The following is an 11,485-nucleotide window of genomic DNA, read 5'->3' on the forward strand; positions in this document are numbered from 1 at the left end:
CGCTATTCCTGCTGTTGTCCGAGTTCATAGCGGGGCAGCCTGCGCTGGGCCGGTCGTTGCGGCGGGGAGGTCGATAAATTCCAGCCAGAGTGTGCGAGCATAATGTTCGCCGAAACGGCGCATCCGCCAGACCGCCGCGCAGAGCATCACCCCGAGTACGATCAAAAGCGTGGTCTGTCCGCGATGGGCAAAGATTGACCAGCCGAGCGCGAGTGTCGACGCAGCCACCAAGCCTCGAAAAAGCCCGTACGTACGGCTAAACGTATCGATGCGGGCAGATCTCCCGGCAGCCTGCACGCGCGTATAGGCGCGTGCCGTGATGGCGCGGAAAACCGGATATGGAACGCTATCCAGTTTGGCGCTCTCGCCTTCCATGGCGACCAGCCTGGCGTCTAGAATCTTCCGTTGCGCCGGCGAGATCAGCCGCTGCTCGGCATTGCGGACATAGCTGCTCGGCAGGCCCCGAAACAACCAAACTGGAGCCTCGACTAGATTACCAAAAGCCTGGATCAGATGTCCAAGTACAAAAGCGACCATCACGAAAAGCCCCAAATCGCCGACGGTTAGTCCGTCGCCATTCACGAATCTCTTGAACAGCGGAACCTCCGAGGCGAGCAGCAGCGCCACCAGCGTACCGGGTGTTATGATGCCAATGACCTCGTAGGGGTCGAAACTCTTGCTGGTTTCCATCTTGTCACTGACCGAGCGGCGCGAAGATGTTGCGCCGGATACCGGGTTTGGGCGCCGCCAGTGCAGCGAGTGCCGATTGCCTGGATGGAGTTACGAGATAGCTGCTGTCGGCGGCGACATCGATCGTAATTGACCCGTCGCACCGCGTGGTCATCACCTTGCGGCGCGGCTGGCCGAAGAGACCTACCGGCTTCGACAGATCGGGGATGCCTATCGTTCGATTCGCGTACCAATCGCGAGTTTCCTGCGTACCGTGCTTCTTGGGCCCGTCGGAGAAGATCACCAACTCCGGCTTGCAGAAGTTGAAGACTTCTTCGCAGCATCCATTCTCGCGGCCGTGATGCGATGCGACATAGACCTGCGTGGTTGCCAGTTTCGCAGCAAAGCCCGGCATGCGTAGCAGTTTGCGCCAGCCGGGTCGCTCAAGGTCGCCGCCGAACAAGATGGTGAAGCCGCCGAAGGACACAAACACCGCGAGGCTTAAATTGTTGGTGTCTCGAAAGTCGACACCGTAGCGGTTCCAATAGGCCTGCCACCTCACACCGCCTAGATCGTTCGACCAATCGCCGAGAAAACCTGCACCGTGCTGCTGAAAAATCTCAGTCGCCTTGGTGACTCCGCCCCTCATCCCGCCGAATACCTTCATCGTCCGAAGCGCCTGTGCATCGACCGTTGGATTGCTAACGATGGCGCCGAGCGGGCAGTTGTTCCAAAGCGAGGAAAGATCCTCGCAATGATCCTCGTCGAGGTTCAGCAGCATCAACGTATCAATGCGCTCGCTGTGGTAGGCGATAGACGGGAACCAGGAGCGGTTGAGGCTGAGGCCGCAATCGAGCATTATCCGGTGGCCGGCCGGCCCGGTGACGACAGCGCAGCCGCCATGATCGACATCGTGAATCTGAATCCGCATGTGCCGCCCCGCATCTAGCGCTGTGCATCAACGTAACCTGTGGCGGTGCCGTCATGACACCTAATCCAGCCCCGTAACAATAAGGCGTGTTCCCGACTTGTTCAACCATCGTGGAAGGGCCGCATGGCGCGGCGATGGAAATTCGGCTATCGCCCCGCATTGGCTATCGCCCGAATTTTCCAAGTCGACTTGATCTCACCCCGATTACTGACGCGCCCTGCCTTAGATCGAGCGGGAGCCGCGAGTGCGGAATAACAATTGCCAGCCACTACCGCAGATGAAGCGAGCAGGGCAGCCAATGACCGCTTTCGGCCTGAGCGGTCGTTCCCACCCGCTCATGGGAACGGCGTACTCTGGTCGGCAGCCGTCGGTGCCGAATTTCGCATTCTGGTGGAAAGCGGACCGCCCGTTGTTCGGCGGGTTGCCATCGTCTGCAACGATCCGCTGATGGTCAACGTCGAGCGAAGACCTTAACGCGCGGATACCGCCTCTGCGCGCTTTTGATAGTTGGACAGGATGGCTTGCCACCCCTGCTGCTGCATCTCGGCCGCGTTCTCGGACTCAGCGTCAAACGTGGTCGTCACGACAGTTCCGGCTGCAGACGGCTGAAAGGTCGTGCGGCTCTGTCGCCCATCGCCAAGTAAGATCGTCAGGGCGCGTGGGGCGTCGACTTCAGCGTAGGTACCTTCGAAGTCGAACCCAAAGCTTCCGTCTTTCGCTTCCATTCGCGCCTTGTGGACTCCGCCGACCTGGAGATTCGTTGTTGCCGTCGGGCAGTGCCAGTCATCATTGGCGAAGTTCCACCGGGTGATCTCACTGGGATCTGTGTAGACGCGCCATGCCTCCTCGGGAGAAAGAGGCACCTCGGTCGTCACGGTGATCTTCTGCGTAGGCATGTCTCACTCCCATGTTGGGGTCGGAAATCACAGCATAACGCAAGCCGCAGGCGGGCGCATGTCCGCTATTGGGGCGGGAGCCGCCAGTGTGGAAAATCGATTCCCGGGCAATGCCGCCGATCAAGGGATTGGAGCCGCCAATGGCCGCTTTCGGCCCGAGCGGTCGTTCCAGGCCGCTGATGGGAACGGCCTGAGTTGGTCGCAAGCCTCCGCGACCCCGAACGCGCGCTTTTCCCCCCGCCTCGCCCGCCCGCTTTTCGTGTCGCTTTTGATGCGGCGAGATCTCGGTGAGGCCAGCGCAGAGGGGCACGCAGACACCCGTGATGCGATTTGATGCAGTCCGGCCTAGTTTGCCGGGGCCTACCACCTAACCGCGGGCAGATCCGCAGAAGCTGGCATGGCACGCTTTGTGCTCGTCCCCCACGATAGCCATCGGGCGGCGCAAGCCGCCCGGTCCTGAACGCCGCACTGGGCGATCAGGGTGGTGAAGCGTGGGCACGCTGGGGCTTGGGGGACAATCAAACTGCGCATGGGCTCGCTCAAGCGAGCCCATTCCTCCTCATCTTAATTTCTCAGGGTGGACAGAGCACATTCTATGTACTCGCGCTTTCGCGAAGGGCGACACCGGCGCCGAGGGCAGCGAGCGCCTGGCGCAAAGCGGGGTCTTGCGGCTCGCGGGTGGCGCGGCCGGCGATCGCCTTGGGGACGCTACCCAAGCGGCGGAGCTTCATCACCAGGAGCTGACAGTAGCGCTGGAAAACCCGCCCGGCCATCTTGGCCCGATGCTCGAAATAATAGGCGTTGCTGGTCTGCTCGCGCTGTGGGGCAAACTCGCCTTCGTTGGCGGTTTTGACCGTGCGGCGCACCCAAGCGATGAAGCCGTGGTCGCGGAGGCGCTGAAGCGCGGCGATCACGCTGTTGCGGTGGCAGCCGGCACGATCGGCGATCGTCTCGATCGCGGGGAACAGTCGACCAGTGGCGAAGTCGATCGTCTGAAGAAGTGCCTCGAGCACGGTGATGTCGATGCGCCGCAACCGCCCGTCCGCCGCCCGCAGGTAGCCGCTGACCTTCCCTAGCTCTTGGCGGAGAAGGGCAGGGCGCCCCGGCGCGGCCTCGCCGCCGGCGACGTATTGGTCGAGCTCGGCCGAAAGTGCGGCGTGCCGTTGGCGCGCTTCGCGAACCTCAGCGAGGGGGTATTCCCGCCAGAGAAGCTGGAACAGTTCCTTCGCAGTCTGGATCAGCGCCTCGCGGTGCGCGATGCCTTGGCCGACGCTGCCGTCGCCGATCGGCCGCCAGGGCTTGGCCCGCGCGTCGTCCACGTCATAGCTGTCGCGGTGCGGCGTGCGGCGCTTGCCCTCGGGATCGTGATCCGGGCCCCGCGTCTTGCCCTGCAGACTGGCGCTCACGCCCTTGAGGATCTGGCGTACGGAGCGGACCGTCATGCGCGGCCCCCCGACGTCAGCGTTTCCGTATACGCGCGCCCCGCATGACGAGGTCGGCCGGTGCCGGCATGCCCTTCATGAGCATGTCCCCCCAGCTCTGCCCGATATCCCGGCGTCGCCCCATATAGAGCGAGCGGTTGTAGACCACCTCCACGCCACCAGGGATATGCGCGAGCATCATGTCGATAATCTCGCGATCCGTGAGGCGATCGTCGAGCGCCGCCTGTTCGTTCATGATGGTCGAGAAGCTCGCACGCCAGCCATGCGGAACATGGCGGCCGGTAAGCCCCGCGTCGCGATATCGCCGGCTGATCGTGCTGTTCGAGATCGGCTTGCGCGGATCGGAATACCCGGGGAACAGATAGGTGCTGCCGGATAGCTCCAGCGCCAGCTTCACGACCGCCGCTGCATGCGTGGAAAGCGGGATTACAAACTCGTAGGCCAAGTCGCGCTTCTGCTTGCGCGTCAGCTTCATCTTCGCGGCCGGAATGCGCCAGATCGGATTGGACGTGTCCAGCTGCTCGAACTCGCCCCGCTCCGCCAGCTGCACCACGCCAGGGCGCGCTGCCGTCAGTGCCAGCAGCCGAGAGGCGAGAAGTGTTCCCCAATAGACCGGCGCAGACTCGACGGCGACGAGCGCGGAACGTGCCGCCTCGATCTTCGTCTGCGCGGGACGGAGCTTGGGCGAACGAGCGACGAGGGCTTTGCTGATGATCGCAGCCGGATCCATCATGCCGCGACCAGTCGCGATCGCATGCACGAAGACATCCGAAATGTGCGAGCGCACGCGGTGCGCCATTTCGATCGCCCCGGTCTCCTCTACCGCGCGAACTACCTCCAGCACCAAGGGCGCGGTGATTTCCGTAATCGGCAGCGTGCCTAGATCCGGGAACACGTGTCGCTCGAGGCGCTCCATGATCTGCTGGCTGTATCTGGCGTCCAGCGATCGCGCGCGAATCTGGTGAAGCTCCCGTGCTATCGATTCGAAGGTCACTTGCGCGGTGACCGACGCGGCCGCGCGCTGCTGACGGCGACGAACACCCGGATCGATTCCCTCGCGAAGCAGCTTTCTCGCTGCATCTCGCGCTTCGCGCGCCTCCAGCAGCGTAACCTCGGGGTAGGTGCCCAGCACCAGCTTCCGTTCGACCTGCCCGGGCTTGCTGTCCGGCCGGGCCCCGAATCGGTACTTGAACCGCCAGGACTTCGCACCCGCCGGTGTCACGTAAAGATAGAGCCCGTTGGCGTCCGTAAGCTTGTAGGGTTTCTCGCGCGCCGCCGCTTTCCGGCACTGCAAGTCGGTAAGCACAATTCCCCCCAGCTGCAGCCCCCAGCGAGGCCCCCAGATTGGTGGCCCTAGCATGAATAGCCGTGACCGTCGCTGACCGCGCAATGTCGCGAAAATGTGAGTATTTCAAGGGGTGAGGACCGGTCGTAACCGGCCCTGACAACAGCAGATGGCTCCCCGAGTAGGATTCGAACCTACGACCATTCGATTAACAGTCGAATGCTCTACCGCTGAGCTATCGGGGACCACTCTGGTCAACCCCTCGGCGGTGGGTCACCGCGTCGGGAGGCGCGCCTATAGCAGTGGATTTTCGGACATTGCAAGGGCCTTATGCAATGAATTGTTCCATCGTTATCCGATCGTCCAGCGCGTGCTCGGGATCGAACAGCAAGGTCAGGTCCCGCATCCGATCGATTTCGACGTGAACATGCGCCACTTCGCGAATCTCGCGCTGATCCGCGACGGCGCTTACCGGGCGTTTTTCCGCCTCCAGTACGCGGATATCGATGCGGCTTTTCTCGGGCAGGATCGCGCCTCGCCAGCGCCGGGGGCGGAACGGGCTGATCGGCGTGAGGGCCACCAGCGCCGATCCCAGCGGAAGAATCGGTCCCTGCGCCGAAAAATTATAGGCGGTGGAGCCCGCGGGCGTGGCGACGAGAATGCCGTCGCATACCAGTTCCGGGATCACGATCCGGCCGTTGATGGTGACTTCCAGCTTCGCCGTCTGGCGGGTTTCGCGCAGCAAAGATGCTTCGTTGATCGCAGGCAGAACGCACGTCTCGCCCTCGACCGTCGTCGCCGTCATCGCCAGCGGGGCGACTCGGAAGGGCCGAGCGCGTTCCAGCCGCTGGATCAGCCCGTCGAGCCGCCAATCGTTCATCAGGAAGCCGACGGTCCCCAGATTCATGCCGAACACGGGCAGTAGCCGGCGGCGTTCCAGCATCGCGTGCAGCGTCTGCAGCATAAAGCCGTCGCCACCCAGCGCCACGACCTCCTCGGCGGCATCGACCGGCACCCAGTCATAGGTCTGGCGCAGTTCCTCTGCGGCCGTCTGTGCGGGCGGCGTCGGGGATGCCAGCAATGCACGCGGCTTGGGCCCGCTCATCCGCCGGTCACGCTCATATGGCGGGCAACGGCCGGTGCGGCGCCAGCCTCGATGCGGAAATCATGGCGCTCCGGCTTGGCGGCAAGGGCTCGATCGATCGCTTCGTCCACGGCGTGTATTCCCCCCTCCCGGATCGCTTTTTTCAGGTCCACCGAATCCTCGTGGCCCAGGCACATATGCAGTCTGCCATCGGTGGAAAGCCGAACGCGGTTGCAGGTTGCACAGAAATTGTTGGTGAGCGGCGAGATCAGCCCGAGCCGGCTGCCGCTTTCGTCGATTCGCCAATAGCGGGCGGGGCCGCCGCTGTCATGGCTGTCGGGGGCCAGCGCGAATCGCGGCTTGAGCCGCGCCATCACCTCGGTCAGCGGCAGGAAGCGATCGGCGCGATCCTCATCGATCCTGCCCATCGGCATGGTCTCGATCAGCGAAAGGTCCATGCCGTTCGCCACGACCCAGGCTAGCATCGACGGGATCTCGTCCTCGTTCAGCCCGCGTAGCGCGACCATGTTGATCTTCACGCGAAGTCCGGCGATTCGGGCAGCCTCGATCCCCGCCAGCACCTGCGCGACGTCACCGTGGCGGGTGATATGGCGAAACATCGCCGGATCGCGGCTGTCGAGGCTCACATTCACCCGGCGCACCCCTGCCGCGAACAGCCCTTCGGCATGATCGGCCAGTCGCGTCGCGTTGGTGGTCAGGGTCAGTTCGGCGAGGCCCTGGCCGATCTGGCGGCCGAGCTGCTCGACCAGCGTCATCATGTTCCGGCGGACGAGCGGTTCGCCGCCGGTCAGGCGAATCTTGGTCACGCCGCGCGCCACGAATCGCTCCGCGATTTGCGCCAGCTCCTCCAGGCGGAGCACGGCATCGCGCGGCAGGAACTGCATATGCTCGGCCATGCAGTAGCGGCAGCGCAAGTCGCAGCGATCGGTTACCGAGATGCGCAGATACCGAATCGCGCGTCCATGGCGATCGACCAGCGAAGGCGGCGTCGCGAGGGCGGGGGCGCTGGCCATCCCGCGGAGGTAAGGCCTTGTGCCGCCGCGCACAAGGCTTGGATGGCGGAGTGCGCCGCGAGCCGCTATCGAACCTGCATGGAAGAAGGCTTCACGATCGTCCAGACCCCGGCATCCGCGGCGGAAACCCCCGTTTTCGTTCTCTCCTTCCGCCAGCGGGATGAAGTGGCGGCGGCCGCGGCCGGCGGTGGCTGGCGGGTGGTCGCCGCGAGACGAAGCGAAGGGCTGGAAACGCGATTCCTCGCCAGCGGGGCGTCCGTGGTGGTAATCGATGCCCGCGGTGCGATGAGCGAGGGGCTGGAGGCGGCACGCCTGCTCGGCGTTACGGTGAAGGCCTATGGCGCCGCGATGCTGATCCTCGTTTCGCAGAGCGACACGGTGCACATGGGCCGCTTCTTCGAGGCGGGCGCCACCCATTTTCTGGGCAGCCCGATGTCGTCTGCCGCGATCGCCCATGCCATCCGCTTCGCCGAACGCTATGTCGAGCGGCTGTCGGGCTGGGCGGGGCAGGGGGCGATTGTCGCGGATCCGCTCGGCTGGCATTTCGATCGGGAGCTGGGATCGGTGGAACTCACTCCGGCGCTGGCGCAGCTGCTCGATCTGCCCGAGGCGCCGGGGATGCGCGCGCTGCTGAAGCGCCTGGACGCATCCGATCGCCGGCTGGCGCGGGCGGCGCTGCGGCGGCTGCGCGATGCTGGCTCGACGGCGTTCGCCCACGATCTGCCGGGCAAGGGCCGTGTCGTGCAGCATTTGCAATATGATCCGGAAAGCGGCCGCGTCGATGCCTTGGTCGAGCCGCTGGGCATGGCGCCGGATGCCGGGGCGGTGGTGCGCGATGTGCTGACCGGTGCGCGCGATGCGCCGAGCGCGCGGCGCTGGATCGATCGGGCGCTCGGCAAAGGCGAGCGGGTCGGCATGGTACTGATCGGCCTGGCCCGCTTCGACACGATCAATACTGCCTATGGCCGCGCCGCCGGCGACGACTTGCTGCGTGGCGTTTCACGCCGGGTGGCAGAGGCGGCGCGGGAGACGCTGGGAACGCAGGCCGTGGTATCGCGCATCGGCGGATCGGATTTCCTCGCTGCGGCGATCGATCCGGGCACGCCGGCGCTGCGCATCGCCGCACGGCGCGTCGAGGAGACGCTGGCCCGGCCGTTCGTCGCGGCCGGGGAACTGGTGCATCTCGGCGCCCGCGTGGTGATTACCGAAAGCGTGGCCGGCGACGGCGCTGCGGGTCTGCTGCGGCGGGCGAGCGAAACGCTGTTGGGCGAGGGAGCAGTGCGGCCGGGCAACGGCCCGTCGGTCGAATCGCTGATCGGCGATCTCCGGCGCGCGATGGACCGGGGCGAGATCGGCGTATTGTTCCAGCCGCAACTTGAAGTGGCGAGGGGGCAGATCGTTGGTGTCGAGGCGCTGGCGCGGTGGCAGCATCCGCAACATGGCGAAATCGGCGCCGAGCTGCTGTTCGCTGCGGCCGATCGTGCGGGGCTTTCCGCCGTGCTTAGCGAACATGTCCAGCGGCGCGCCCTGAGCATCGCGGCGAAATGGCCGCGGTCGCTGGAGCATATCCGACTTTCGATCAACGTCACCGCCGGGGATGTCGGCCGTGCCGGTTTCGGGGAAAGCCTGCTCGGCTGGATCGATTCAGCGGGGTTCCCGCGCGGGCGGCTGACGATCGAGATCACCGAAAGCGGGATCATGGCCGATCTCAGCGATGCCGCGCGCCTGTTGTCCAATCTGCGGACGGCAGGGTGCCGGGTGGCGATCGACGATTTCGGTACCGGCTATTCCAGCCTCGCCTATTTGAAGGCGCTGCCGCTCGACTATCTCAAGATCGACAAGAGGCTGTCGAGCGAGATCACCGGTTCGGCGCGGGATCGGATCGTGGTGCGCGGCGTGATCGATATGGCGCGATCGCTTGGCCTTTCGGTCGTTGCCGAAGGGGTGGAGACGGAGCAGCAGCTGGATATGCTGGCCAAGGAGGGATGCCAGTATTTCCAGGGCTTCCTCTGCTCCGGCCCGATCGACGTACCGGCGCTCGCGGCGCTGGTACGCGACTGGTAGGCGCTCGGCTTACAGGTCCGGGCGGGTCAGCGCGGCTACGGCGGCGGAAGGCAACTGGCGGAAGCTGCCGCTGCGGGCGCCGCCGCCGGTGGTGCGGAACTGTGCGGCAAGCGTGGCGAGCTCGCCAACTTCGCTGCTCAGATTCTGCGCGGCGGCCGAGGTCTGCTCCACCATTGCGGCATTTTGCTGGGTCGCACGATCCATCGCGCCCACCGCGTTGGAGATTTCGCTGATCGCGGTGGACTGCGCGGCGTTGTCCGCCGCCATGCTGCCCAGCAGATCATGCACCTGGCTGACATCGCCCGAAATATTGGCGAGCGCGCCATCCACCTTCTGAACGGCATCGACGGCCGTAACGATTTCCGCCTGCGTCATGGTCAACTGCTCGCGGGCACGGCCAGCTTCTTCCTCGGCGCGCATCGCCAGCGCGGAAACCAGATCGGCGACCACCGCGAAGCCGCGGCCCGCTTCCCCGGCACGGCCGGCTTCAACGGCCGCGTTCATCGCCAGGACGCGTGTCTGGAACGCGATCTTGTCCAGGCCCTCGATCACGCTGTCCGTGCCCTTTGCGGCTTCGGATACCCTGCCCATCGCCTGCACCGCCTCGTCGACGATCCCGCGGCCCTGGCTGACGGTGGCAATCGCCTGATCGGCCCGCCCCACGGTGTGGTTGGCGGCATCAGCGGTGGAGCGGAAACGCGTTTCCATCTGCGTCACCGCCGCGGTGGTTTCTTCCAGCGAGGCGGCGTTGCCTTGGGTACGGCGCGAGAGATCCTCGGCCGCCTGCGAGATTTCGTTGATTCCCGAACGGATGCGCTGGGTGCCTTCGCCGACCGATCCGATGATCTCGCGGATGCGCGTCAGCGTGCGGTTATAGCTGCTTTCGAGCGCCGCGAAGGTCTTGGGCAGGCCGCTCAGCTCGTTGGTCAGATCACCTTCCGCGAGCGCGTTCAAGGCGTTTTCGAACGAGGTGATCGCCGCGTCCCGTTCGGCCTGGGCTTCCTCGAAATAGATCGACAGCGAGACTTCCATATCCAACAGCGCCGCCTTCACCAGCGCGATCGTCGCCTGTTCGGTGCTGGGGCCGCGGAATAGCCGCATCGGGCGCCGGAACGGGCTGTTCAGCCGGTGCACGCCAGCGATCAGATGGTGCAGCAGGATCGCATAGCTGCCGACATACCAGCGCGGCTCCAGGCCGATATGCGCGTGGGTCGCGCCGATGCGGCGGGCGCTGGCATAGTAATCGTGATTGAAATCTGCCGCCGAAATGCGCGCCCAGTGCTTTTCCTGGGCTGCCTTGGCGCGGTTCATATGGGCCTGATCGCGGAAGAAACGCGATGTTTCTGGCGTCATCGCCGCGCGAGCATAGAATTTGTCCAGCGCGTCGCTTAGTGTAGCCTCAACAAATGGCTGGGTGCTTCGCAGTACCTGGCGCTGGCTCTCATCCAGCTCCATGAAGCTGAGCCGCGATTTCATCTGTTCAGGCAAGGGGCAGTCCTTTCGGTTCCGGATAGGGGTGTGTCGCCTCGCCGGGGGCACACATTTACTGCATCATAGAATGCACCAAAGGACAGGGTGGGGTTTTAGGTATTTTACCGGAAACATTGCCGATATGTATCTGAATGTTTCCAAATGGTCCCTGCACTATTGTGCAAAAGGAGCCGAACCATGTTGATCGCGATGGCGCTTTTCTTCGCCGCTTCGGATGATGCTCGGGCGGCGATCGATGTGGCGATGGCGGATAGCGTTGCAGGCTGGAATGCCGGGGACGTGGAACGCTTCATGGCTGTCTATTCGGAAGCACCGGAAACTAGCTTCGTGGCCGAAAGCGGACTGGTGCGCGGCAAGGTGGCGATGACGGCACGCTATCGCGCGAAATATGATTTCGCCGATACGGCCAAGCGCGGGAAACTGACGATTGAGCGGATCGACTATCGCCCGCTTGGGCCTGGCTATGCGCTGTATATCGGGCGCTACACGCTACGTTACCCGGATGGGCGCAGCGCGTCCGGGCCCACCAGCCTCGTGCTGCACCGCGAGGCTGGTGGGTGGAAGATCATCGCCGATCACAGCAGTTGAG

The 11,485-nt window shown here is 64.5% G+C and carries 10 protein-coding genes and 1 tRNA gene; 2 read left to right on the forward strand and 9 right to left on the reverse strand.

Features of this window, described 5'->3' with window-relative positions:
- Nucleotides 1-24 precede the first annotated feature (24 nt).
- The 8 genes from DD559_RS17965 to moaA all read right to left on the reverse strand — a co-directional run bounded on the left by DD559_RS17965 (nucleotide 25) and on the right by moaA (nucleotide 7,341).
- Complete coding sequence (locus DD559_RS17965) at nucleotides 25-690, reverse strand: hypothetical protein (RefSeq protein ID WP_116470378.1); 666 nt, start codon at nucleotides 688-690, stop codon at nucleotides 25-27.
- A 4-nt stretch (nucleotides 691-694) separates the two neighbouring features.
- Nucleotides 695-1,600 (reverse strand): ComEC/Rec2 family competence protein, encoded by a 906-nt coding sequence (locus tag DD559_RS17970; protein ID WP_116470379.1) that lies wholly within the window; start codon nucleotides 1,598-1,600, stop codon nucleotides 695-697.
- 470 nt (nucleotides 1,601-2,070) lie between these two features.
- On the reverse strand, nucleotides 2,071-2,496 hold the full coding sequence (locus DD559_RS17975) for an SRPBCC domain-containing protein (protein WP_116470380.1): 426 nt from the start codon (nucleotides 2,494-2,496) through the stop codon (nucleotides 2,071-2,073).
- 593 nt (nucleotides 2,497-3,089) lie between these two features.
- Nucleotides 3,090-3,938 carry a helix-turn-helix domain-containing protein gene (locus tag DD559_RS17980; RefSeq protein WP_116470381.1) on the reverse strand — a complete coding sequence of 283 codons (849 nt, stop codon included), beginning with the start codon at nucleotides 3,936-3,938 and terminating at the stop codon, nucleotides 3,090-3,092.
- 16 nt (nucleotides 3,939-3,954) lie between these two features.
- Nucleotides 3,955-5,244 (reverse strand): tyrosine-type recombinase/integrase, encoded by a 1,290-nt coding sequence (locus tag DD559_RS17985; protein WP_116470382.1) that lies wholly within the window; start codon nucleotides 5,242-5,244, stop codon nucleotides 3,955-3,957.
- A 149-nt stretch (nucleotides 5,245-5,393) separates the two neighbouring features.
- A tRNA-Asn gene (locus tag DD559_RS17990) sits at nucleotides 5,394-5,468 on the reverse strand.
- Nucleotides 5,469-5,551: 83 nt separating this feature from the next.
- Nucleotides 5,552-6,328: an NAD kinase gene (locus tag DD559_RS17995; protein WP_116470383.1), complete on the reverse strand. Its 777-nt coding sequence runs from the start codon at nucleotides 6,326-6,328 to the stop codon at nucleotides 5,552-5,554.
- Nucleotides 6,325-7,341, reverse strand: coding sequence for a GTP 3',8-cyclase MoaA (gene moaA / locus DD559_RS18000; RefSeq protein WP_116470384.1), 1,017 nt, complete (start codon nucleotides 7,339-7,341; stop codon nucleotides 6,325-6,327). Before moaA ends, DD559_RS17995 begins: the two co-directional genes overlap by 4 nt.
- 78 nt (nucleotides 7,342-7,419) lie before the next feature.
- Between moaA and DD559_RS18005 the strand changes: the two genes are divergently transcribed.
- Complete coding sequence (locus DD559_RS18005; RefSeq protein WP_116470385.1) at nucleotides 7,420-9,405, forward strand: putative bifunctional diguanylate cyclase/phosphodiesterase; 1,986 nt, start codon at nucleotides 7,420-7,422, stop codon at nucleotides 9,403-9,405.
- A 9-nt stretch (nucleotides 9,406-9,414) separates the two neighbouring features.
- Here DD559_RS18005 and DD559_RS18010 read toward each other — a convergent pair whose 3' ends face one another.
- A complete protein-coding gene (locus DD559_RS18010) occupies nucleotides 9,415-10,881 on the reverse strand; it encodes a globin-coupled sensor protein (RefSeq protein ID WP_116470386.1) in 1,467 nt (488 codons plus the stop codon).
- A gap of 192 nt (nucleotides 10,882-11,073) precedes the next feature.
- Here DD559_RS18010 and DD559_RS18015 point away from each other — a divergent pair, with 192 nt between their 5' ends.
- Complete coding sequence (locus tag DD559_RS18015) at nucleotides 11,074-11,484, forward strand: YybH family protein (RefSeq protein WP_116470387.1); 411 nt, start codon at nucleotides 11,074-11,076, stop codon at nucleotides 11,482-11,484.
- Nucleotide 11,485: the final 1 nt, after the last annotated feature.

The organism is Sphingomonas pokkalii (assembly GCF_003096275.1).
GTDB lineage: Bacteria > Pseudomonadota > Alphaproteobacteria > Sphingomonadales > Sphingomonadaceae > Sphingomonas > Sphingomonas pokkalii.